Raw genomic sequence first — 23654 nt, 5'->3', positions numbered from 1 at the left:
GAGCGTCACAAGCCGACATCTCCCAGCCGTACCGGAGACGCCACGCATCCCGGCGGTGGCCGGAGGCGCCGCGCCGGCGTCGCGGGCCGGCGTCCCCCGGCCGTGGCTGGGGCACCGTGCCGGGCGTCGCGGGGCCGGGACGCTCCGCCCGTCAGGGCGTAGGCGGCCGGCTATGCGCCGTCCGGGTCCGCGCGGTCCAGGGCGGGGCGGGCGCCGGGGGTGATCTCGGCGAGCAGGTGGTCCGCCGCGGCGGTGTCCGTCACCAGGCTGGTGACCAGGCCGGACCTCAGCACCGCCCCGATCGCCTCGGCCTTGCGGCGGCCGCCCGCGATGGCCACCACCTCGGGGATCCGGCGCAGCCGGTCGGCCTCCACGGTGATGCAGCGCTCGCCCAGGTCACGGCCGATGCGGCGGCCCTCGGCGTCGAAGAGGTGGGCCGACATCTCGGCGGCGGCGCCCAGGCTCTCGTAGTGGGCCCGCTCCTCCTCCGACAGCATGTCGTAGACCGTGGAGATCCCGGCCTCCCAGGAGCCGATGGAGACGCAGGCCACGGTGACCTTGTCGAAGTACTCGAAGGCGCGGGCGATCCCGGTCTGGCCGCGCAGGGCGTCCGCGGTGGCCGTGTCCGGCAGCAGCATCGGCGCGTAGATGGGGTGCGCCTCCCCGCCGGAGACGGCGGCGGCGCGGCGCACCGCCTCCACCGAACCGCGCTCCGCCGTACCCGCGTCGTACACGCCGGTGAGCTGGACCACGGTGCACGGGGGCAGCCGGTGCAGCGCGGCCGCCATGTGGATCGTGGAACGTCCCCAGGCCAGCCCCAGCACGTCCCCCTCGGTCACCAGCTCGCCCAGCAGGTCCGCGGCCACCTCGCCCAGGTTCTCCGGGTCCGGGGTGTCGGCCTCGGCGTCGGCCGGGGACTCCACGACGACCGCGTGGCGCAGCCCGTAGCGGGCGCGCAGCGCGTCGGAGCGCTCGGCGTCGAGTTCGGCGGGAACTCGGATCTCGATGCGCACCAGATCGCGCTCGAGCGCCGTCTCCAGCACACGCGCGACCTTGAAGCGGCTGACGCCGAACTCCTCGGCAATCTGGATCTTGGACTTGCCCTCGAGGTAGAAGCGGCGCGCCATGGCCGCCGCCTGCACCAGTTCGGCGGGTCCCATCCGCGTGGCTGAACGGCCCGTCGACACCGCGGTCTCCTCACTATTCACTGTCCGGACTCACCGTTCATCCTGTCAGAAACGGCGGAGTTGGTTTGCCCATTGCCCGTGAGTTCACCGACCGGTAGCCGCGTGGCCGGGTGTTCCGGGGGCGCCGGTCGCCTTCTCGGCGAGCCCGCGCAGTTCGCTGACGGCCTTGGCCGGGTCCTGGGCACCGTAGACCGCCGAGCCCGCCACGAACACATCGGCGCCCGCCTCGGCACACCGCTCGATGGTGGCGGCCGAGACCCCGCCGTCCACCTGGAGCCACAGCTCCAGTCCGTGCTTGTCGATGAGCTGCCGGGTGCGGCGGATCTTCGGCAGCATGATGTCCAGGAACGCCTGGCCGCCGAAGCCGGGTTCCACGGTCATCACCAGCAGCATGTCCAGTTCGGGCAGCAGGTCCTCGTACGGCTCGATGGGCGTGGCCGGCTTGAGCGCCATCGAGGCCCGCGCGCCCTTGGCCCGGATCTCGCGCGCCAGCCGGACCGGCGCGGCCGCGGCCTCCACGTGGAAGGTGACCGAACCGGCCCCCGCCTCGACGTACTGCGGCGCCCAGCGGTCCGGGTCCTCGATCATGAGATGGCAGTCCATCGGTGTGTCCGTGGCCTTGCCCAGCGCTTCGACCACAGGGACACCGAGGGTGAGGTTGGGGACGAAGTGGTTGTCCATGACGTCGACGTGGAGCCAGTCGGCGCCTTCCACCGCCTTGGCCTCGTCCGCCAGGCGGGAGAAGTCTGCGGACAGGATGCTGGGACTGATCTGGAGGGCCATGGCACCAAGCCTCCCACGACCGGCGCCGGTCCATGGAGCCGGGATCAGCGCGAAGGCGCCCACCGCCGTGATCACTTGGGTCCCGCCCGGATCGACGGACGGCGTCGGAGACGGGATCATGGGGACGAGGGAAACAGGCGATCCGGGTGACGAGACACCGACTACCCCGACACCCCCGCGCCGTGGTGTGCGCGGCGCTGGCGGCGGCCGTCGTCATGGCGCCGGTCGCCGGGGCGGGGCCCGCCTCGGCCGCCTCGGCCGCCTCCGCCACCGCCCCGGCCGCCTCCGCCACCTCTGCCGCCACCACCGCGGCCACCGCCACCACCGCGGCCACCGCAACGCGCCCGGTCTGCGTCTCGCACCGGTCCGGGCTGGCCGGCAAGCTGTCCAAGGACATCGCGGCCGCGCTGCGCGGCCGGTCCGCCACCACCGCGATCAGCCTCCGCGATCACACCACGCACACCTCCTGCACCCTGCGCGCGAACCAGCGGTTCGATTCCGCGAGCGTGGTGAAGGTGACGGTCCTGGCGACGCTGCTGTGGGACGCGCAACATCACCGCCGGGCCCTGACCAAGCGCGAGAAGACCCTGGCCACCGCCATGATCACCAAGTCGGACAACGGGTCGACCAGCAAGCTGTGGAAGCAGCTCACACCCGCCCGGGTCACGGCGTTCCTGCGGACGGCCGGAATGACCGACACCGTGCCCGGTAAGGACGGCTACTGGGGCCTCACCCGGATCACCGCGAACGACCAGGAACGGCTCCTGGGCCTGATCACCCACCCGAACACGGTGCTCAGCGACGCCTCCCGCCGGTACCTCCTCACCCTGATGGGCAAGGTCGTCCACGCCCAGCGCTGGGGCACCCCGGCCGGTGCCCCGGGCGGCACCCGGATCCATGTGAAGAACGGCTGGCTGGAGCGGTCCACGCACGGCTGGCGGGTGCACAGCATCGGCGCCTTCACCGGCGGCGGCCACGACTACACGCTTACCGTGCTCACCCAGGACAACCACACCATGGAGGCGGGCGTGGCCACCATCGAGGCGGTGGCCCGCGCGGTGCACGAGGACCTCAGCCCGACCGCCCGCGCCGATACCCGCTACGCCCCGACCGACCGGCCCCGGGAGGCCCTGCCGGCGGTCCCGGAGGAATAGCCGCGCCCCGGGACCGGGCCGGGTGCGGTCAGCCGGTGCGGCGCAGCAGGGCCAGATACATCGCGTCCGTACCGTGCCGGTGCGGCCACAGCTGGACGTCGGGGCCGTCGCCCAGCTCGGGCACCCCGGGCAGCAGCGGGCGGGCGTCGATCCACTCCGCGGTGGCGGGCGGGCCGCCACGCCCCTTGAGGACGTCCTCGACCACGGCCCTGGTCTCGGCCGGATGCGGGGAACAGGTCGCGTAGCCGACCACCCCGCCGATCCGCACCGCGGCCAGGGCCTCCCGCAGCAGCCCGCGCTGCAACGGGGCGAAGCCGTCGAGGTCCTCGGGGCGGCGCCGCCAGCGGGCCTCGGGGCGGCGGCGGAGCGCACCGAGCCCGGTGCACGGCACGTCCACCAGCACCCGGTCGAAACCGCCGGGCCGCCACGGCGGCCGGGTGCCGTCCGCGGCGATCACCTGGTACGGGCCGGGGTTGCCCGCCAGGGCCCTGGCCACCAGCCGGGCCCGGTGCGGCTGCTTCTCGGCGGCCAGCAGGAAGGCGCCGCGCTCCGCGGCGAGCGCGGCGAGCAGCGCGGCCTTGCCGCCGGGGCCGGCGCAGCCGTCCAGCCAGCGCCGGTCCGCCCCCTCCAGCGGGGCGTTGGCCAGTGCGAGGGCCACCAGCTGGCTGCCCTCGTCCTGCACCCCGGCGCGCCCCTCGCGCACCGCCTCCAGCGCCCCGGGCTCGCCGCCCTCGGTGAGCCGCACCGCGTACGGGGACCAGCGGCCCGGCACCGCGGCCCCCTCGCCCACCGCGGCCAGCAGCTCCCCGGCCGTGGCCCGGCCGGGCCGGGCGACGAGGGTGACCTCGGGCCGTTCGTTGTCGGCGGCCAGCAGCTCCTCCATACCGGCGCTGCCGCCGCCGAGCGCGTCCCACAGGGCGGAGACGACCCAGCGCGGATGCGAGTGGCGGACGCCCAGATGCTCCTCGGGGTCCTCGTCGTAGGGCGGGGCGACCCGCTCCAGCCAGCCGTCGAGGTCATGGCCGGCGATCCGGCGCAGCACGGCGTTGACGAACTTGGCCCGCCCGTCGCCGAGCACCACCCGGGCCAGCTCGACGCTCGCGGAGACGGCGGCGTGCGTGGGGATACGGGTGCCCAGCAGCTGGTGGGCGCCGAGGCTCAGCACATCGAGCACCGGCGGATCCACCTCGCGCAGCGGGCGGTCCACGCATTCGGCGATGATCGCGTCATAGGTGCCCTGGTGGCGCAGCGTGCCGTAGACCAGCTCGGTGGCGAGCGCCGCGTCCCGGGTGTCGAACCGCGGCCCGTGGCCGGCCTCCGCGCTCTCCCGCGCCTTGCGCAGCAGGGGCGGGAGCACGAGGTTGGCGTACGCGTCCCGTTCGTCGACCGCCCGCAGCGCCTCGAAGGCGAGGATCCGCACGGGGTCCTTCTGCGGACGGCGGTAGGGCTTGCCTGGCCGGTTCGGGGCGTGGGGGCGGCGACGACGGGGCTGGTCGGTCACGGGAAATGTGCTCCGGGGGACGGATCGGGCTGAAGGGACCAGCCTACGTCGCCGGGGCCTCGGCGGTCGTGGGGCCGCCGGGCACGGCCGTCCCGTCCACGGTCCTCCCGTCCACGGCCAACGCGTCCTTGGCCGCCGGCTGCTCGAACTGGGTGCGGTACAGCTCCTCGTAGCGACCGCCGGCGGCCAGCAACGCGGTGTGCGTACCGCGCTCCACGATCCGGCCGTCCTCCACGACGAGGATGAGATCCGCGGCCCGGATCGTGGACAGCCGGTGGGCGATCACCACCGCGGTGCGCCCCTCCAGTGCCTCGGCGAGCGCCTCCTGCACGGCGGCCTCCGAGGTGGCGTCCAGATGCGCGGTGGCCTCGTCGAGGATCACCACACGGGGGCGGGCCAGCAGCAGCCGGGCGATGGTCAGCCGCTGGCGCTCACCGCCGGAGAGCCGGTAGCCGCGTTCGCCCACGACGGTGTCGAGACCGTCCGGCAGGGCCGCGATCAGTCCCTCCAGCCGGGCCCGGCGCAGCACCTCCCACAGCTCCTCGTCGGTGGCCTCGGGCCGGGCCAGCAGCAGATTGGCGCGGATCGAGTCATGGAAGAGATGGCCGTCCTGGGTGACCAGGCCGAGGGTGGCGCGGAGCGAGCCGGCGGTCAGGTCGCGGACGTCCACCCCGGAGATCCGTACGGCGCCGGCGTCGGCGTCGTAGAGCCTCGGCAGCAGCTGCGCGATGGTCGACTTCCCGGCGCCGGAGGAGCCCACCAGCGCGACCATCTGGCCCGGTTCGGCGCGGAAGGACACCTGGTGCAGGACCTGGACGCCACCGCGGGTGTCCAGGGTGGCCACCTCCTCCAGAGAGGCGAGGGAGACCTTGTCCGCGGCCGGGTAGCCGAAGTCGACGCGGTCGAACTCGACCGACACCGGCCCCTCCGGGACCTCCCGGGCGTCCGGCTTCTCGGTGATCAGCGGCTGAAGGTCGAGCACCTCGAAGACCCGCTCGAAGCTGACCAGCGCGCTCATGACCTCCACCCGCGCCCCGGCCAGCGCGGTCAGCGGCGCGTAGAGCCGGGTGAGCAGCAGCGCGAGCGAGACGACGGCGCCGGGGTCGAGCCGCCCGTGCAGCGCGAACCAGCCGCCGAGGCCGTAGACCAGGGCGAGGGCCAGGGCGGAGACCAGGGTCAGGGCGGTCACGAAGGAGACCTGGACCATCGCGGTGCGCACCCCGATGTCCCGCACCCGCCGGGCCCGTACGGCGAATGCGGCGGACTCCTCGGCGGGCCGGCCGAACAGCTTGACCAGCGTCGCCCCGGGCGCGGAGAAGCGCTCGGTCATCTGGGTGCCCATCGCCGCGTTGTGCGCGGCCGCCTCGCGCCGCAGCTTCGCCAGCCGCCCGCCCACCCGGCGGGCGGGCAGCAGGAAGAGCGGCAGGAGCAGCAGCGTCAGCAGGGTGATCTGCCAGGAGATCCCGACCATCACGACCAGGGTGAGCAGCAGCGTCACGACATTGCCGACCACCCCGGAGAGGGTGTCGCTGAACGCCCGCTGCGCGCCGATCACGTCGTTGTTGAGCCGGCTGACCAGCGCACCGGTGCGGGTCCGGGTGAAGAACGCCACCGGCATCCGCTGGACGTGGTCGAAGACGGCGGTGCGCAGATCGAGGATCAGCCCCTCGCCGATGTTCGCCGACAGCCAGCGGGTCAGCAGCCCCAGGGCCGCCTCGGCCACGGCGATCGCGGCGATGAGCCCGGCCAGCCCGAGGACCGTCTGCTGTCCCGAACGGTGGACGATCGCGTCCACCACCCGGCCGGCCAGCAGCGGTGTAGCCACCGCGAGCACCGCCGTGACCGTGCTCAGCACCAGGAACAGCAGCAGCGGGCGGCGGTGCGGACGGGCGAAGGCGCCGATGCGGCGCAGTGTCTCGCGGGAGAAGGGCCGCCGGTCGTCTGCGGCATTGGCCGTCCGGTAAAGGGATTGCCAGGCGGTGGCCTGCATGTCCATCACGTACCTCCGAGGTCTCGTGAGGAACGTAAGACTTCAACTTAGGTTGAGGTCAACTCCCACCGCCCCGGCGCGCCCACCTCCCGCCCCCGGTCAGGCGCCGAGCCGCTCGCCCTCCGCGATCCGCACCCCGCGCGCCCAGTCCGCCGCGAGCATCGGCTTCTTGCCCTGCGGACGCACCCAGGTCAGCTCCACGGCATGGCTGCCCGTGCCCACGTACACCGCCTTCTTGGTCGCGGCCAGACGGCCGGGCTCCAGGTCCGTACGGTCCGCCACCGGCCGCGCCGAGACGACCTTCAGCCGCTCCCCCCGGAAGGTGGTCCACGCCCCCGGTGCGGGCGTGCACGCCCGCACCAGCCGGTCGACGCGCAGGGCGGGCGCCGTCCAGTCGATCCGCGCGTCCTCGACGGTGATCTTCGGGGCGAGCGAGACGCCCTCGGCCGGCTGCGGCACCGGGCGCAGGGTGCCGTCCTCGATGCCGTCCATCGTCGCCGCGAGCAGCCCCGCACCGGCGAGGGCGAGCCGGGTCAGCAGATCGCCGCTGGTGTCGGTGGCCCGCACCTCCTCCGTCACCACCCCGAACACCGGCCCGGAGTCCAGCCCCTCCTCGATCTGGAACGTCGAGGCGCCGGTCATCTCGTCGCCCGCGAGCACGGCGTGCTGCACGGGGGCCGCGCCCCGCCACGCGGGGAGCAGCGAGAAGTGCAGATTGACCCAGCCGTGCGCCGGGATGTCCAGCGCGGCCTTGGGCAGCAGCGCGCCGTAGGCCACCACCGGGCAGCAGTCCGGCGCGATCTCGCCGAGCCGGGCGAGGAATTCCGGGTCGCGCGGCCTGGCGGGCTTGAGCACCTCGATGCCCGCCTCCTCGGCCCGCTCGGCGACCGGGCCGGCCACCATCCGGCGACCGCGTCCGGCTGGCGCGTCGGGACGGGTCACCACGGCCACCACCTCGTGCTTCTCCGACGCGATCAGCGCGTCCAGAGCGGGCAGGGCGACCTCGGGGGTACCGGCGAAGACGAGCCTCATGGGTGGCGAACTACCTCTCACACAGCGGATACGACACGAACGTCGGGCACTCGGGAACAGCGTCTGAAGTCTATGGTCCGCCGAGGCGAGGGGGCGTACGGGCGGACTCCCGCACGCCCCCGGACCGTGACCGACGGGCGGGTGCCGCGTTGGTCAAGGCAGATTGACCCGCGTCGGGCCGCCGCCGAGCGGCCCGACGCGTTTCCCGCCGTCCGTCCCTCTTCCCCGTCCAGCACCGCATCCCTCATCCACCCCATCCCCCGTCAACGCCGGTTCGAGAGGCTTGTACATGGCCGACCACGCAACTCATGACGCCCAGGCACGGGCCAGCCTGCACCTCCTGGTCCGGGACATCGAGCGGGTCCGCCGGCAGGTGGACGCGCTGCGCACGCTCACCGCCCAGCTCGGCAATGTCTACCGCCCCCGGCGCACCGGCCCGTCCGCCGGCTTCGTGGTCTACGGACGCGCCCCGGCCCCCACCGTGCGGCTCGCCCAGGAGCTGCGGGACAGCGTCGAGACACTGGTCACGGCGGCGGTCGACTTCGACCGCTCGCTCGGCTTCTCCTGGGACGCGGTGGGCTCGGCACTCGGCGTCACCAAGCAGGCGGTGCACCGCCGTTACGGCGCCCGCCGGGCCGCCGCGAAGAACGCGTCCGAGGGCGGCGAGCCGTCCACCGGCCGCCCCGCCGAGTCCGCCGCCGTCCCCTCGGTGCCCGCCGCGCGCACGGTCCCGCCGCAGTCGACGCCGCACCTCCGCGAGGACCCCCGGCCCAGCTCCAGCCCCTTCCCCGGCCCCCGCCACGGCTGACGCCGGGTCAGTCCCGGCCACCGCCGGGAGGTGCCGTCCGCGGACTGGGCAAGGACCGGCTCAGCCGATGTCCAGAGGGTCGATCCGCACCGCGGGGTCCTTCACCCCCCGGGCCAGGCGGCGGGCCTTCGCCTCCTTGAGGGCCGCCGCGAGGGCGCTGCCCTGGCCGGGGGGCACCCGGAGCAGCGCACGCTCCCAGACCTCGCCCGGCGGCGGGTCCCCGGGGCGGCGCGGGCGGCCGGGGGGCGCCGGGGGCAGCGGCACGGGACCCAGCTTCTCGGCCTCCCCGGGCAGTCCGGCCGAGGCGATCAGCTCTTCCACCGCCTCCGCGGGGCCGGTCACCGCCGCCATCCGTGAGATGGGCGGAAAGCCCAGCTGGGACCGCTCGGCCAGCTCACGCGCCGCGTATCCGGCCGGGTCCCAGCGAACCAGCGCCTGGACGGGCCGCAGCGTCGGCTCGGCCATGATCACCACGGTGCCGCCCCGATCGCTCTCGCCGTCCCCGCCCCCCGCGCCGTGGCCGCGGACCAGCGACGCCGCCTCCAGCCAGTGGTGCAGCGCGTCCTCACCGGCGCGCAGATCGGGGCGGCCGAGCAGGGCCCAGCCGTCGAGCAGCAGCGCCGCGGCGTAGCCCCCCTCCGCCACGGGCTCGGCGCCCGGTGTGCTGACGACGAGCGCGGGGCGGTCCGGCACCGAGGTCAGCACATGGTCCCGGCCGGAGGTGCGGACGGGGACGGCCGGGAAGGCCCGGCCCAGCTCCTCGGCGGTGCGCCGGGCGCCCACGACGGACGCCCGCAGCCGTACGCCCCCGCATGCGGGGCAGTGCCAGGAGGACTCGGCCCGCCCGCACCATCCGCACACTAGATGGTCCGCGTCCCGCGCCTCCAGCGGACCCGAGCAGTGCGCACAGCGCGCGGGCTCCCGGCAGCGCTCACAGGCCAGCCTCGGCACATAGCCCCGGCGCGGCACCTGCACCAGCACCGGGCCCCGGGTCAGCGCCTCCCGTACGGTCTGCCAGGCGAGCGTGGGCAGCCGGGCGGCGCGGGCCTCCGCGTCGCGGGCCACCTCGCCCTCGTCGACCGTACGGATCAGCGGGGCGGCCGCCCGGACCTGCTCACGCCCGGCCTCCAGCGGCCGGGCCCAGCCGTTCTCCACCAGCTGGGCGGCCTCGACGGTACGGCCGAGATCGCCCAGCAGAAAGCCCGTCCGCTCATGGACGGCGCGCAGCAGCAGCACATCGCGGGCGTGCGGCTGGGGCAGCCGGTCGTCGCTGTGGCTGCGGTCCCCGTCGTCCCAGATCCCCACCAGCCCCAGGTCCCGGACGGGTGCGAACATCGCCGCCCGGGTGCCCACCACCGCCCGGACCGAGCCCCGGCTGACCGCCAGCCAGCGGCGGTAGCGCTCCTCGGGCCCGAGGTCGGCGGTGAGCAGCACATGCCGCCCCGGACCGCCGAGCGCCTCCGCGAGCGCCGCGTCCACCCGCGCGGCGGTCCGCCCGTCGGGGACGACGACGAGCGCCCCGCGGCCGGAGGCGAGCGTGGCGGCTACGGCGGTGGCCCACTCCCGGGGCCAGTGCGGTCCGGGCAGCGCGGTCCATACGGCGCGCGGCCGGTCACCGCGGGCCAGCGCCTCCAGGAACCCGGGCCCGGCCGGATAGCGGTCCCAGCTGCCGGGCGCGGGCGGTCCCGGCGGGGGCAGCGGCGGCGGTGACGGCTCACCTTCGGCGCGGGCGTTGCGCTTGGGCAGGGCCAGCTGGAGCACATCGGCGAGCGATCCGGCGTACCGGTCGGCGACCGCCCGGCACAGCGCCAGCAGCCCCGGCCCCACCACCGGCTCCGGGGAGACCACCTGCGCGAGCGCGGCCAGCGGGCCCCGGTACTCGGACTCGGCGACGCGCTCGATGAGGTAGCCGTCGAGCAGTCCGCCGCCCTCGCGCCGCCCCTCGCGCACCTTCCCCGTGCCGGCCCCGAACCGCACCCGCACCCGCACTCCGGGCCGGGCCTCGGCGTCCATCTCGGCCGGCACCGCGTAGTCCCACAGCTTGTCGAGGTGGACCGGGCCCTTGTCGACGAGCACCCGCGCCACCGGCAGCTCGCCGGCCAGCGCGGCCCCGCGCCAGGTCCGCGGCTTGGCCCGGGGCACTTTGGCCTTGCGCACGGTCTCCCGGATGAGCGCGAGCTGCTCGCCTCCCGACGGCTGCGCCGGGTCCTTCGGCCGCTCGTTGTCCCTGCTCACAGATCAAGTCTTAGCAGACCGCACGGACAGGGACGGACCCGCGCGGACAGGGCCGGCCACGCACGGGCAGGGAGAACGCGAAGGCCCGGACGCCGCGGGGGCGTCCGGGCCTTCGCCGAAGCCGTGACCGTCCCGGGGCCCTGCCGGCCCCGGGGGTCGGGTCCTACAGGCCCGCCGCGGCGCGGAGGGCGTCGACGCGGTCGGTGCGCTCCCAAGTGAAGTCGGGGAGCTCACGGCCGAAGTGGCCGTACGCCGCGGTCTGGGCGTAGATCGGGCGCAGCAGGTCGAGGTCGCGGATGATCGCGGCCGGGCGAAGGTCGAAGACCTCGGAGATGGCCTTCTCGATCTTCTCGGCGTCGACCGCGGCGGTGCCGAAGGTCTCGACGAAGAGGCCGACCGGCTCGGCCTTGCCGATGGCGTACGCGACCTGCACCTCGCAGCGCTGGGCGAGTCCGGCGGCCACCACGTTCTTGGCGACCCAGCGCATGGCGTAGGCGGCGGAGCGGTCGACCTTGGAGGGGTCCTTGCCGGAGAAGGCGCCGCCGCCATGGCGGGCCATGCCGCCGTAGGTGTCGATGATGATCTTGCGGCCGGTGAGGCCGGCGTCACCCATCGGGCCGCCGATCTCGAACCGTCCGGTGGGGTTGACCAGCAGGCGGTAGCCCTCGGTCTCCAGCTTGATGCCGTCCTCGACCAGCTCGTTCAGCACGTGCTCGACCACGAACTCCCGGATGTCGGGGGCCAGCAGCGAGTCCAGGTCGATGTCGGAGGCGTGCTGCGAGGAGACCACGACGGTGTCCAGGCGGACCGCCTTGTGGCCGTCGTACTCGATGGTGACCTGGGTCTTGCCGTCGGGGCGCAGGTAGGGGATGGTCCCGTTCTTGCGGACCTCGGACAGCCGGCGGGAGAGCCGGTGCGCCAGGTTGATCGGCAGCGGCATCAGCTCGGGCGTCTCGTCGCATGCGTACCCGAACATCAGGCCCTGGTCGCCCGCGCCCTGCTTGTCCAGCTCGTCCTCGTCGCCCTCGACCCGCAGCTCATAGGCGGAGTCCACACCCTGCGCGATGTCCGGGGACTGTGAGCCGATCGACACCGAGACGCCACAGGAGGCGCCGTCGAAGCCCTTCTTCGACGAGTCGTAGCCGATCTCGAGGATCTTGTTCCGGACGAGGGCCGCGATCGGGGCGTACGCCTTGGTGGTCACCTCCCCGGCCACGTGCACCAGGCCGGTGGTGATCAAGGTCTCGACGGCGACCCGGGAGGTCGGGTCCTCCTTGAGCAGGGCGTCGAGGATGGTGTCGCTGATCTGGTCGGCGATCTTGTCGGGGTGGCCCTCGGTCACGGATTCCGAGGTGAACAGGCGGCGGGACACATCGCTCCCTGGGGTTGCAGCGGCTGCTGGCTGATCATGGTCGGGACCGCTCGGGGGCTGCGCCCGGCGCGGTTCCTGGGCCAGTTTATCCGGCACGTCCACCGGTCAAGCATCCCCGTCCCACAGAACGGGCAGGCCGTGTCCGGGAAGATACCCTGCCTCAAGCGGAAATACAGCCACGCCTCCGGGATGCGGACGTGTCATGAGCCCGATCGGCCGCACGGCGGCCGCGGGGCCGGGCTCATCCCAGGCGGCGGACCACCAGGTCCCAGACGGTGTCGGCGAGCGCGCCCTTGGGGCCGTGCGGCACGGCCGTCTCGGTGCCGTCGGCGGCGAGCACCACGGCCTCGTTGGTCTCGGCGCCGAAGGTCTTGTGCTCCCCGACCTCGTTCACCACCAGCAGATCGCACCCCTTGCGGGCGAGCTTGGCGCGGCCGTTGGCGAGCACGTCGTCGGTCTCGGCGGCGAACCCGACGACGATCTGGCCGGGGCGGGCGCGCTCCGCGGAGATCTCCGCGAGGATGTCCGGATTGCGCACCAGGGCGATCGGCTCCGGCTCCACGCCGTCACGCTTCTTGATCTTCCCCTCGGCGTAGTGCGCGGGGCGGAAGTCGGCGACGGCGGCGGCCATCACCACGGCGTCGGCGTCCGCGGCGGCCTTGAGCACGGCCTCCCGCAGCTGTGCCGCGGTGCCCGCGCGCACCACGTCGGCACCGGCCGGATCCGGCAGCTCGCTGTTGGCCGAGACGAGCGTCACCCGCGCGCCCCGGGCGACGGCGGCACGGGCCAGGGCGTACCCCTGCCGGCCGGTGGAGCGGTTGCCGAGGAAGCGCACCGGGTCCAGCGGCTCACGGGTGCCGCCGGCGCTCACCACGACATGGCGGCCGGCCAGGTCGGGGGTGGCCGCTTCGGCGCCGCGGGCCAGCACCCGCCGGCAGACCTCGAAGATTTCCCCGGGGTCCGGCAGCCGCCCCTTGCCGGTGTCCACACCGGTGAGCCGTCCCACGGCGGGCTCGATGACGATCGAGCCGCGGCGGCGCAGCGTCGCCACGTTCTCCTGGGTGGCGGGGTGCTCCCACATCTCGGTGTGCATCGCGGGTGCGAAGACCACCGGACATCGCGCGGTGAGCAGCGTATTGGTGAGCAGGTCGTCCGCCAGGCCGTGGGCGGCCTTGGCGAGCAGATCGGCGGTGGCGGGGGCGATCACGACCAGGTCGGCGGACTGGCCGATGCGGACGTGGGGCACCTCGTGGACGGACGTCCAGACCTCGGTCGTCGCCGGCTGCCCGGACAGCGCCGACCAGGTCGCCTCGCCGACGAAGTGCAGCGCCGAGGCGGTCGGCACGACGCGTACGGCATGGCCGGACTCGGTGAGGCGGCGCAGCAGCTCGCACGCCTTGTAGGCGGCGATCCCACCGCTGACACCCAGGACCACCCTCGGCTTGTCCATCGCTCGGCTCTCCCCACCGGGTACGTCTACGCCCCGTCACGGTACGCCGGTCGCCGCACGTACCCATGACACACCACGAGCCCGGCAGGACTGCCGGGCCGGTGGTGGGCGATCGAAAACGATCTGGAACTTACTGAGCCGGGGCCTCGATGGCCTCGGAGGTCAGCAGGCCCGCGTTGATCTCGCGGAGCGCGATCGACAGGGGCTTCTCGTGGACGTGGGTGTCCACGAGGGGACCGACGTACTCGAGCAGGCCCTCACCGAGCTGGGAGTAGTACGCGTTGATCTGCCGCGCGCGCTTGGCCGCGTAGATCACCAGGCTGTACTTGGAGTCGGTGGCCTCGAGCAGCTCATCAATCGGAGGGTTGATGATCCCCTCGGGCGCGGTCATGGGAGAGGACACTCTCTAGCCTTCCTTATGTCGCCTCAGGGCAAGAGTGAATCGAAGATCAAGCCACTCGCATCAAGGCTAGCAGCTCGTTCGCCACGTCCTCGACGGAGGTGTTGACCAAGGTGGTATCGAACTCGGACTCGGCCGCCAGCTCGGTCCGGGCGGCCTCCAGGCGCCGCTCGATCACCTCGGGCGCCTCGGTGCCCCGGCCGGTGAGCCGGCGCACCAGCTCCTCCCAGCTCGGCGGCGCGAGGAAGACCAGCTGCGCCTCCGGCATGGATTCGCGGATCTGCCGGGCGCCCTGCAGATCGATCTCCAGCAGCACCGGCTCGCCCGCCTCCAGGCGGTCCATGACCGCCTCGCGCGGAGTGCCGTAGCGGTTGCCCGCGAACTCGGCCCACTCCAGCAGCTCACCATTGGCGATGAGCTTGTCGAACTCCCCGTCGTCCGCGAAGAAGTAGTGAACACCGTCCCGCTCACCCGGACGCGGCCGGCGGGTGGTGGCGGAGACCGAGAGCCAGACCTCGGGGTGTTCCTTGCGCATATGGGCGACGACCGTGCTCTTACCGACCCCGGAGGGGCCGGAGAGCACGGTCAGTCGCGGTCGTGCGGAGTGTGCTGCCATGCAGCGATTATCCAGGTTCCCGGGAGTGCCTGGAAACGTCAGCCGGCGGCGCCGCCGAACTCACGCTCGAGCGACGCGATCTGGTTGGAGCCCAGACCCCGCACACGACGGCTCTCGGAGATGCCGAGCCGCTCCATGATCTGCTTGGCGCGGACCTTGCCGACGCCGGGCAGGGACTCGAGGAGAGCGGACACCTTCATCTTGCCGATGACATCGTTCTCCTGGCCCTGCTTGATGACCTCGTGCAGGGAGGCGCCGGAGTGCTTGAGTCGATTCTTGACCTCGGCGCGCTCCCGGCGAGCCGCGGCGGCCTTTTCGAGCGCGGCTGCGCGCTGTTCAGGGGTAAGGGGCGGAAGAGCCACGCCTACGTCACCTCGGATGTCGAACTGTCGGATATGGACCGTGAGGAACCTAGTCGCCCCTCACCTGGGGAGCAACGCGCAACGCAGCAGCGCGTTCGCTCTCGTCGGAGACTAGCGGCCCATTCCGCTCCAGTCAGCGAGAACAGATGAAAAGTCCTGGTCAGACTCGCTCGACTCGGACATTTAGGAGCAAACCAACCCGGTTATTCGGCCACGGCACGCACGTCATCGGCCATTCGCGAGGCTGCCTCGACCAGCGCCGCGGCATCCGGACCGTGCCGGAGCACCCCCCGGCTGACGCTTGGAACGACGTTCCGGACCGCCGGGCCGAAGACCGCGGGAAGATCGGCGGGGGTCGCGCCCTGGGCGCCGATGCCGGGGGCCAGCAGCGGCCCGTCGATCGCCAGCTCGGCGCCCGCCTCCCGGACCGCCCCGCCCAGCGTCGCGCCGACGACCGCGCCGTACGAGCCGAGGCGGCCCTCGGCGGCCTCGGCGGCGTTCTCGGCCTTGAGCGCGGCCAGCACCGAGGCGGCGACGGTCGTCCCGCCGGGCCGCACCGCGTGCTGCACCTCGGCGCCCTCCGGGTTGGAGGTCAGGGCCAGCACGAAGACGCCCGCCCCGGCGGCCCGCGCCGCGTCCAGCGCCGGGCGCAGCGAGCCGAAGCCCAGGTAGGGGCTGACGGTGACGGCGTCCGAGAACAGCGGACCGGAGGGGTCCAGGTAGGCGGAGGCGTACGCGGCCATGGTCGACCCGATGTCGCCGCGCTTGGCGTCCATCAGCACCAGCGCCCCGGCGGCGCGCGCGTCGGCGACGGCCCGCTCCAGCACCGCGATACCGCGTGAGCCGAACCGCTCGAAGAAGGCCGACTGCGGCTTGAGGACGGCGACCCGCTCGGCGAGGGCGTCCACGACGGTCCGGGTGAACCGCTCCAGACCGGCCACATCGTCCCCCAGGCCCCAGTCGGCGAGGAGGGAGGCGTGCGGGTCGATGCCGACGCACAGGGGGCCGCGGTCGTCCATGGCGGCGCGCAGGCGGGCGCCGAACGGGGTGGGGCTGGTCATCGGTGTCTCCTCGGGGTGCGGACCCGTCCGCACCGCTGCGTTGTCGGGTAGGGCCGGTGGGCGGGTTTACGCGGTGGCCTCGGCGCCGACGGCCTCGGCGAGGGTGGCGTACGGGCTCGCGGCCAGCCGGGCCGCCAGGCCGTGATGGATCTCACGGCACCAGAACGGGCCCCGGTAGATGAAGCCGCTGTAGCCCTGCACCAGCGTGGCACCGGCCAGAATCCGCTCCCAGACGTCGTCCGCGGTCTCGATCCCGCCCACCCCGACCAGGGTCAGCCGGTCCCCCACCCGGGCGTACAGGCGGCGCAGCACCTGAAGGGAGCGCGCCTTCAGGGGGGCGCCGGACAGGCCGCCGGTCTCGGCGGTGAGCCGCGCGGGGGAGGTGAGGCCGAGGCCGTCCCGCGCGATCGTGGTGTTCGTGGAGATGATGCCGTCCAGGCCGAGCTCGACCGCGAGATCGGCGACCGCGTCCACGTCCTCGTCGGCGAGGTCCGGCGCGATTTTGACCAGAAGGGGCACCCGGCGGCCGGTGACCGTGCGGTCGGCGGCCTCGCGGACCGCGGTCAGCAGCGGCCGCAGCTGGTCCACGGCCTGGAGATTCCGCAGTCCGGGGGTATTGGGCGAGGAGACGTTGACGACGAGGTAGTCGGCGTGGACGGCGAGCCGCTCGGCGGAGGTCACATAGTCGGCGACGGCCTCCGCCTCCGGGACGACCTTGGTCTTGCCGATGTTGACGCCGACCGTCGTACGGAAGGCCGGGCGCCGGGCCGCGAGCCGGGCCGCGACCGCCGCCGAGCCCTCGTTGTTGAACCCCATCCGGTTGATCAGGGCGCGGTCGGCGACCAGCCGGAAGAGCCGCCGCTTGGGGTTGCCGGGCTGCGGCTGGGCGGTGACCGTGCCGATCTCGACATGGTCGAAGCCCAGCATGGCCATGCCGTCGATACCGGCGGCGTTCTTGTCGAATCCGGCGGCGAGCCCGAAGGGCCCGTGCATCCGCAGGCCCAGCGCCTCGGTGCGCAGCGCCGTGTGGCGGGGGGCGAGGACGGCGGCGGCGAAGGTGCGCAGGACCGGGATGCGGGCGGCCAGCCGGATCCAGGAGAAGGCCAGGTGGTGTGCCTTCTCCGGGTCCATCCGCCGGAAGATCAGGTGGAACAGGAGCGCGTACATGAGGGGCTTTCTGGGCGCGGGCGAGAGGTGGGCTCATGGAGCGGGCTCATGAAGAGGGGGACACCGGCCGGTGTCCCCCTCCTCGCCTCACTCCTCGCGGGCGGCGGTCAGATGTTCCGCGTGTTCCTGGAGCGACCGGACGCCGACCGAGCCCCGGCCCAGCGCCTCGATGCCCTGGACGGCGGCCGCGAGCGCCTGGACGGTGGTCAGGCACGGGACGCCGCGGGCGACGGACGCCGTACGGATGTCATAGCCGTCGAGGCGGCCGCCGGTGCCGTACGGGGTGTTGACGATCAGGTCGACCTCGCCGTCGTGGATGAGCTGGACGATGGTCTTCTCCCCGTTCGGGCCCTCGCCCTCGCAGTGCTTGCGCACCACGGTCGCGTTGATGCCGTTGCGCTTGAGCACCTCGGCCGTGCCCGAGGTGGCCAGCAGCTCGAAGCCGAGGCCGACCAGCTCCCGGGCGGGGAAGATCATCGAGCGCTTGTCGCGGTTGGCGACGGAGACGAACGCCCGCCCCTTGGTCGGCAGCGCGCCGTACGCCCCGGCCTGCGACTTGGCGTAGGCCGCGCCGAAGACCGAGTCGATGCCCATGACCTCACCGGTCGAGCGCATCTCCGGGCCGAGGACGGTGTCCACCCCGTGCCCGGAGGCGTCCCGGAACCGGCTCCACGGCATCACGGCCTCCTTGACGGAGATCGGCGCGTCCAGCGGCAGCGTGCCGCCGTCGCCGCTGGAGGGCAGCAGTCCCTCGGCGCGCAGCTCGGCGATGGTGGCGCCCAGCGAGATCCGGGCGGCGGCCTTGGCCAGCGGGACCGCGGTGGCCTTGGAGGTGAAGGGGACGGTACGGGAGGCGCGCGGGTTCGCCTCCAGTACGTAGAGGATGTCCCCGGCCAGCGCGAACTGGATGTTGATCAGCCCGCGGACGCCCACCCCGCGGGCGATGGCCTCGGTCGAGGTGCGCAGCCGCTTGATGTCGAAACCGCCGAGGGTGATCGGGGGCAGGGCGCAGGCCGAGTCGCCGGAGTGGATCCCGGCCTCCTCGATGTGCTCCATGACGCCGCCGAGGTAGAGCTCCTGGCCGTCGTAGAGCGCGTCCACGTCGATCTCTATGGCGTCGTCGAGGAAGCGGTCGATGAGCACGGGGTGCTCGGAGATCAGCCCGGCGTGCCGCTCCAGGTACGCGGCGAGCGAGGGCTCGTCGTAGACGATCTCCATGCCGCGGCCGCCGAGGACGTAGGAGGGGCGGACCATGACCGGGTAGCCGATCTCGGCCGCGATGCCCTTGGCCTGCTCGAAGGAGAAGGCGGTGCCGTACTTGGGCGCGGGCAGCCCGGCCTCGGTCAGCACCCGGCCGAAGGCGCCGCGCTCCTCGGCGAGGTTGATCGCCTCGGGCGAGGTGCCGACGATCGGCACTCCGTTGTCCTTGAGCGCCTGGGCGAGGCCCAGCGGGGTCTGGCCGCCGAGCTGGACGATGACGCCCGCGACCGGGCCGGCCTGCGTCTCCGCGTGGACGATCTCCAGGACGTCCTCCAGGGTGAGCGGCTCGAAGTAGAGCCGGTCGGAGGTGTCGTAGTCGGTGGAGACGGTCTCCGGGTTGCAGTTCACCATGACGGTCTCGTAGCCCGCGTCGTGCAGCGCGAAGGAGGCGTGGACGCAGGAGTAGTCGAACTCGATGCCCTGGCCGATGCGGTTGGGGCCCGAGCCGAGGATGATCACTGCGGGGTTCTCGCGCGGGGCGACCTCGGACTCCTCGTCGTAGGCGGAGTAGAAGTACGGGGTCCTGGCGGCGAACTCGGCGGCGCAGGTGTCGACCGTCTTGTAGACGGGCCGGATGCCCAGCGCGTGCCGCACCTCGCGGACCACGTCCTCGCGCAGCGAGCGGATGCCGGCGATCTGGGCGTCGGAGAAGCCGTGCCGCTTGGCCTCGGCGAGCAGCTCGGGGTGGAGCTTGTCGGCGGCGGCGAGCTCGTCCGCGATCTCCTTGATCAGGAAGAGCTGGTCCACGAACCACGGGTCGATCCTGGTGGCGTCGAAGACCTCCTGCGGGGTGGCCCCGGCGCGGATCGCCCGCATCACGGTGTTGATCCGGCCGTCGGTCGGGACGACGGCCTGGGCCAGCAGCTCGGCCTTGTCGCCGGGCTCCCCGCTGAAGTCGAACTGGCTGCCCTTCTTCTCCAGCGAGCGCAGCGCCTTCTGGAGCGCCTCGGTGAAGTTGCGGCCGATGGCCATGGCCTCGCCGACCGACTTCATGGTGGTGGTGAGCCGGGGGTCGGCGGCCGGGAACTTCTCGAAGGCGAAGCGGGGCACCTTGACCACGACGTAGTCGAGCGTGGGCTCGAAGGACGCCGGGGTCTCCTGGGTGATGTCGTTGGGGATCTCGTCCAGGGTGTAGCCGACGGCCAGCTTCGCGGCGATCTTGGCGATGGGGAAGCCGGTGGCCTTGGAGGCGAGCGCCGAGGAGCGGGAGACGCGCGGGTTCATCTCGATGACGATGACCCGGCCGTCCTCGGGGTTGACCGCGAACTGGATGTTGCAGCCGCCGGTGTCGACGCCGACCTCGCGGATGACGGCGATGCCGATGTCCCGCAGGATCTGGTACTCGCGGTCGGTGAGCGTCATCGCCGGGGCGACGGTGATCGAGTCACCGGTATGCACGCCCATGGGGTCGAAGTTCTCGATGGAGCAGACGACCACGACGTTGTCGTTGCGGTCGCGCATCAGCTCCAGCTCGTACTCCTTCCAGCCGAGGATGGACTCCTCCAGGAGCACCTCGGTGGTCGGCGAGAGGGCCAGGCCCTGGCCGGCGATGCGGCGCAGCTCGTCCTCGTCGTGGGCGAATCCGGAGCCCGCGCCGCCCATGGTGAAGGAGGGGCGGACCACGACGGGGTAGCCGCCGAGCTGCTCGACGCCCGCGAGGACGTCGTCCATGGAGTGGCAGATGACCGAGCGGGCGGACTCGCCGTGGCCGATCTTCTTGCGGACCTCCTCCACGACCTCCTTGAACTGGTCGCGGTCCTCGCCCTTGTGGATCGCCTCGACGTTGGCACCGATCAGCTCGACGCCGTACTCCTCGAGGGTGCCCGCCTCGTGCAGGGAGATCGCGGTGTTGAGCGCGGTCTGGCCGCCGAGGGTGGGCAGCAGCGCGTCCGGGCGCTCCTTGGCGATGATCTTCTCGACGTACTCCGGGGTGATCGGCTCGACATAGGTGGCGTCGGCGATCTCCGGGTCGGTCATGATCGTGGCCGGGTTGGAGTTGACCAGGATGACCCGCAGGCCCTCGGACTTCAGGACCCGGCACGCCTGGGTGCCGGAGTAGTCGAACTCGGCGGCCTGGCCGATGACGATCGGGCCGGAGCCGATGACCAGAACGGACTGGATGTCGGTGCGCTTAGGCACGCTGGCCCTCCATCAGGGACACGAAGCGATCGAACAGGTACGCGGCGTCATGCGGACCGGCGGCGGCTTCGGGGTGGTACTGGACGCTGAACGCGGGGCGGTCGAGCAGCCGCAGCCCCTCGACGACGTTGTCGTTGAGGCAGACGTGGGAGACCTCGGCGCGGCCGTAGGGGGTGTCGGACGGCGCGTCGAGCGGGGCGTCCACGGCGAAGCCGTGGTTGTGGGCGGTGACCTCCACCTTTCCGGTGGTGCGGTCCTGCACCGGCTGGTTGATCCCGCGGTGCCCGTACTTCAGCTTGTAGGTGCCGAAGCCGAGCGCCCGGCCGAGGATCTGGTTGCCGAAGCAGATGCCGAACAGCGGTGTGGAGCGCTCCAGCACGGCCCGCATCAGGGAGACGGGGTGGTCGGCGGTGGCCGGGTCGCCCGGCCCGTTGGAGAAGAACACCCCGTCCGGGCCGACCGCGTAGACGTCCTCGACCGTCGCGGTCGCGGGCAGGACGTGCACCTCGATGCCGCGCTCGGCCATCCGGTGCGGGGTCATGCCCTTGATGCCCAGGTCGATCGCGGCGACGGTGAACTTCTTGGTGCCGATCGCGGGGACCACGTAGGCCTCGCCGGTGGCCACCTCGCCGCTCAGGTCGGCGCCCTTCATCTGCGGGACCGCGCGCACCTTGGCCAGCAGCGCGGCCTCGTCGCCGAGTGCCTCGCCGGAGAAGATGCCCACGCGCATGGCGCCGCGCTCCCGCAGATGGCGGGTGAGGGCGCGGGTGTCGATGCCGCTGATGCCGACGACGCCCTGGGCGGCCAGCTCCTCGTCGAGCGAGCGGCGGGAGCGCCAGTTGGAGGGCGTGCGGGCCGGGTCGCGCACCACATAGCCGGAGACCCAGATCCGCTGGGACTCCGGGTCCTCGTCGTTGACGCCGGTGTTCCCGATGTGCGGGGCGGTCATCACGACGACCTGGCGGTGGTAGGAGGGGTCGGTCAGGGTCTCCTGGTAGCCGGTCATTCCGGTGGAGAACACGGCCTCGCCGAAGGTCTCCCCCACGGCCCCGTAGGCGCGGCCGCGGAAGGTGCGGCCGTCCTCCAGGACGAGTACGGCGGGGGCGCTGGCCCCCCGGGTGGAGGTCGTCATCGTGCGGCGCCTTCCGTCTGGTTGCTGGGGTTGTTCTGGTTGTCCGGGGTGTTCTGGTCGCCCGGGGCGTTCTGGCTGCTCGGGGCCTTCTCGTCGCTCGCGCTCAGGGAGGTGAGGGCGTCGACCCAGGCCGGGTGCTCGGCCGCGTGGTCGGAGCGGAAGCCCGAGTCGATCAGCTTCTCGCCCAGCCGCCAGGTGATCACCAGCAGTCCGCCCTCGGCGAGGACCTTGCCGGCGATGCCCTTGTCGAGCCGGGCGCCGCGCAGCTCGGCGGCGGGGATGAAGAAGTCCCGGGCGCCCGGTCGCACCACGCTCACGCCCCGGTCGGTGAGGGTGAGCTCGGCCCGGCTGCGGGTGCCGAGGCCGTGGGCGACGATCCGGTCCAGCCACTGCCCGGCGGTGGTGGAGCCGTGGTAGCGGCCGCTGAGTGTAAGGGGCTCATTTCCTTTGAGGGTGGTGGTGGGCGACGGGTGGGCGAGCACGGCCTCACCGGGCTCGTCGGGGGCCGCGGGCAGCTCGGGGAGGTCGCCCTGGAGGGTGCCGCGCCACTTCCAGCCCTCGCGCATCAGCCAGTAGACGAGCGCGATGACCAGCAGCAGCCCGACGACCCAGCCGAGCCGCGCCGCCCAGTCCGTCACTTCCTGCGATTTCTGCTCGGCCGCGAGGCCCGCGAAATGCGCGAGGCCCGCCACCGGATGACTCGGAGATGTCACGCCAGCTTCCCGTCCACAACCGTCGCCCGCCCCCGCAGGAACGTGTACGTCACGCGGCCCGGCAGTTCGCGGCCCTCGTAGGGAGTGTTGCGGCTGCGGGAGGCGAAGCCCGCGGGGTTCACCACACCACGGTAAGCGGAGTCGAGCAGGGTGAGGTTGGCGGGCTCCCCGGCGGCGACGGGGCGGCCGTGGCCGGCCAGGCGGCCGATGGCCGAGGGACGTACCGACATCCGGTCGGCGACGCCCGCCCAGTCCAGCAGCCCGGTGTCCACCATGGTGTGCTGGACCACGGACAGCGCCGTCTCCAGGCCCACCATGCCCATGGCCGCGGCGCCCCACTCGCAGTCCTTGTCCTCGTGCGGATGCGGGGCGTGGTCGGTGGCCACGCAGTCGATGGTGCCGTCGGCGAGGGCCTCGCGCAGCGCCATCACGTCGGCCTCGGTACGCAGCGGCGGGTTCACCTTGTAGACCGGGTTGTAGGAGCGCACCAGCTCATCGGTGAGCAGCAGATGGTGCGGGGTGACCTCGGCGGTGACGTGCCAGCCCTTGGACTTGGCCCAGCGGACGATCTCGACCGAGCCCGCGGTGGACAGATGGCAGATGTGCACCCGGGAGCCGACGTGCGCGGCGAGCAGCACATCGCGGGCGATGATCGACTCCTCGGCGACGGCCGGCCAGCCGCCCAGGCCCAGCTCGGCGGAGACGACGCCCTCGTTCATCTGGGCGCCCTCGGTCAGCCGGGGCTCCTGGGCGTGCTGGGCGATGACGCCGTCGAACGCCTTCACGTACTCCAGCGCCCGGCGCATGATCACCGCGTCGTCCACGCACTTGCCGTCGTCGGAGAAGACCCGCACCCCGGCGGCGGAGTCGTGCATCGCACCCAGTTCGGCGAGCTTCTTGCCCGCCAGTCCGACGGTCACCGCGCCGACGGGCTGGACGTCGCAGTAGCCGGATTCCCTGCCCAGCCGCCAGACCTGCTCGACGACGCCCGCGGTGTCCGCGACCGGGAAGGTGTTGGCCATGGCGTGGACCGCGGTGAAGCCGCCGACGGCGGCGGCCTTGGTGCCGGTCAGGACCGTCTCGGAGTCCTCACGGCCGGGCTCGCGCAGATGGGTGTGGAGGTCGACCAGGCCCGGCAGCAGGATCTGCCCGGTGGCGTCGATCACGGTGGCGCCGTCGGCGTCCAGGCCGGAGCCGACCGCGGCGATGCGCTCCCCCTCGATCAGGACGTCCCGCGGCTCGCCGCCGAGCACCTTCGCGCCGCGCAGCAGCGTCTTGTTCGTGTCGCTCAT

The 23654-nt window shown here is 73.0% G+C and carries 19 protein-coding genes; 2 read left to right on the top strand and 17 right to left on the bottom strand.

Annotated features, from left to right (window positions below):
* Nucleotides 1-170 precede the first annotated feature (170 nt).
* Both PS467_RS34000 and rpe read right to left on the bottom strand, forming a co-directional pair.
* Nucleotides 171-1160 (bottom strand): sugar-binding transcriptional regulator, encoded by a 990-nt coding sequence (locus tag PS467_RS34000; protein ID WP_268977212.1) that lies wholly within the window; start codon nucleotides 1158-1160, stop codon nucleotides 171-173.
* 111 nt (nucleotides 1161-1271) lie between these two features.
* On the bottom strand, nucleotides 1272-1970 hold the full coding sequence (gene rpe / locus PS467_RS33995; protein ID WP_311038416.1) for a ribulose-phosphate 3-epimerase: 699 nt from the start codon (nucleotides 1968-1970) through the stop codon (nucleotides 1272-1274).
* Between the two features lie 146 nt (nucleotides 1971-2116).
* On the opposite strand from rpe, the gene PS467_RS33990 reads away from it, so the two are divergent.
* Complete coding sequence (locus PS467_RS33990; RefSeq protein ID WP_311038415.1) at nucleotides 2117-3124, top strand: serine hydrolase; 1008 nt, start codon at nucleotides 2117-2119, stop codon at nucleotides 3122-3124.
* A 28-nt stretch (nucleotides 3125-3152) separates the two neighbouring features.
* Here PS467_RS33990 and PS467_RS33985 read toward each other — a convergent pair whose 3' ends face one another.
* The 3 genes from PS467_RS33985 to fmt all read right to left on the bottom strand — a co-directional run bounded on the left by PS467_RS33985 (nucleotide 3153) and on the right by fmt (nucleotide 7647).
* Nucleotides 3153-4625, bottom strand: a complete 1473-nt coding sequence (locus PS467_RS33985) for an RsmB/NOP family class I SAM-dependent RNA methyltransferase (protein WP_311038414.1) — start codon at nucleotides 4623-4625, stop codon at nucleotides 3153-3155.
* A gap of 43 nt (nucleotides 4626-4668) precedes the next feature.
* On the bottom strand, nucleotides 4669-6621 hold the full coding sequence (locus tag PS467_RS33980) for an ABC transporter ATP-binding protein (RefSeq protein ID WP_311038413.1): 1953 nt from the start codon (nucleotides 6619-6621) through the stop codon (nucleotides 4669-4671).
* A 93-nt stretch (nucleotides 6622-6714) separates the two neighbouring features.
* Complete coding sequence (gene fmt / locus PS467_RS33975; RefSeq protein WP_311038412.1) at nucleotides 6715-7647, bottom strand: methionyl-tRNA formyltransferase; 933 nt, start codon at nucleotides 7645-7647, stop codon at nucleotides 6715-6717.
* A 289-nt stretch (nucleotides 7648-7936) separates the two neighbouring features.
* Between fmt and PS467_RS33970 the strand changes: the two genes are divergently transcribed.
* A complete protein-coding gene (locus tag PS467_RS33970; protein WP_268975511.1) occupies nucleotides 7937-8455 on the top strand; it encodes a hypothetical protein in 519 nt (172 codons plus the stop codon).
* 60 nt (nucleotides 8456-8515) lie between these two features.
* Here PS467_RS33970 and PS467_RS33965 read toward each other — a convergent pair whose 3' ends face one another.
* The 12 genes from PS467_RS33965 to PS467_RS33910 form a co-directional block, all read right to left on the bottom strand.
* On the bottom strand, nucleotides 8516-10690 hold the full coding sequence (locus tag PS467_RS33965; protein ID WP_311038411.1) for a primosomal protein N': 2175 nt from the start codon (nucleotides 10688-10690) through the stop codon (nucleotides 8516-8518).
* A 163-nt stretch (nucleotides 10691-10853) separates the two neighbouring features.
* A complete protein-coding gene (metK, locus tag PS467_RS33960; protein ID WP_268975509.1) occupies nucleotides 10854-12062 on the bottom strand; it encodes a methionine adenosyltransferase in 1209 nt (402 codons plus the stop codon).
* Nucleotides 12063-12303: 241 nt separating this feature from the next.
* Nucleotides 12304-13512 carry a bifunctional phosphopantothenoylcysteine decarboxylase/phosphopantothenate--cysteine ligase CoaBC gene (gene coaBC, locus PS467_RS33955; protein WP_311038410.1) on the bottom strand — a complete coding sequence of 403 codons (1209 nt, stop codon included), beginning with the start codon at nucleotides 13510-13512 and terminating at the stop codon, nucleotides 12304-12306.
* Nucleotides 13513-13642: 130 nt separating this feature from the next.
* Nucleotides 13643-13903, bottom strand: a complete 261-nt coding sequence (rpoZ, locus tag PS467_RS33950; protein WP_432280772.1) for a DNA-directed RNA polymerase subunit omega — start codon at nucleotides 13901-13903, stop codon at nucleotides 13643-13645.
* A 58-nt stretch (nucleotides 13904-13961) separates the two neighbouring features.
* Nucleotides 13962-14528, bottom strand: coding sequence for a guanylate kinase (gmk, locus tag PS467_RS33945; protein ID WP_268975506.1), 567 nt, complete (start codon nucleotides 14526-14528; stop codon nucleotides 13962-13964).
* 38 nt (nucleotides 14529-14566) lie between these two features.
* Nucleotides 14567-14890 carry an integration host factor gene (locus PS467_RS33940; protein ID WP_009713618.1) on the bottom strand — a complete coding sequence of 108 codons (324 nt, stop codon included), beginning with the start codon at nucleotides 14888-14890 and terminating at the stop codon, nucleotides 14567-14569.
* 203 nt (nucleotides 14891-15093) lie between these two features.
* A complete protein-coding gene (pyrF, locus tag PS467_RS33935) occupies nucleotides 15094-15951 on the bottom strand; it encodes an orotidine-5'-phosphate decarboxylase (RefSeq protein WP_311038409.1) in 858 nt (285 codons plus the stop codon).
* A gap of 66 nt (nucleotides 15952-16017) precedes the next feature.
* Complete coding sequence (locus tag PS467_RS33930) at nucleotides 16018-17118, bottom strand: quinone-dependent dihydroorotate dehydrogenase (protein ID WP_311038408.1); 1101 nt, start codon at nucleotides 17116-17118, stop codon at nucleotides 16018-16020.
* An 87-nt stretch (nucleotides 17119-17205) separates the two neighbouring features.
* Nucleotides 17206-20517, bottom strand: a complete 3312-nt coding sequence (gene carB, locus PS467_RS33925) for a carbamoyl-phosphate synthase large subunit (protein WP_311038407.1) — start codon at nucleotides 20515-20517, stop codon at nucleotides 17206-17208.
* Nucleotides 20510-21649 (bottom strand): glutamine-hydrolyzing carbamoyl-phosphate synthase small subunit, encoded by a 1140-nt coding sequence (gene carA, locus PS467_RS33920; RefSeq protein ID WP_311038406.1) that lies wholly within the window; start codon nucleotides 21647-21649, stop codon nucleotides 20510-20512. The genes carB and carA overlap by 8 nt, the downstream gene beginning before the upstream one ends.
* Nucleotides 21646-22362 (bottom strand): PH-like domain-containing protein, encoded by a 717-nt coding sequence (locus PS467_RS33915; RefSeq protein ID WP_311038405.1) that lies wholly within the window; start codon nucleotides 22360-22362, stop codon nucleotides 21646-21648. The genes carA and PS467_RS33915 overlap by 4 nt, the downstream gene beginning before the upstream one ends.
* Nucleotides 22359-23654 carry a dihydroorotase gene (locus PS467_RS33910; RefSeq protein ID WP_311038404.1) on the bottom strand — a complete coding sequence of 432 codons (1296 nt, stop codon included), beginning with the start codon at nucleotides 23652-23654 and terminating at the stop codon, nucleotides 22359-22361. The genes PS467_RS33915 and PS467_RS33910 overlap by 4 nt, the downstream gene beginning before the upstream one ends.

It is taken from the genome of Streptomyces luomodiensis, from assembly GCF_031679605.1.
Classification (GTDB): Bacteria; Actinomycetota; Actinomycetes; order Streptomycetales; family Streptomycetaceae; genus Streptomyces; species Streptomyces luomodiensis.
The sequence above is the reverse complement of the archived record's forward strand: the minus strand, read 5'-3'. Positions and strand labels throughout refer to the sequence as shown.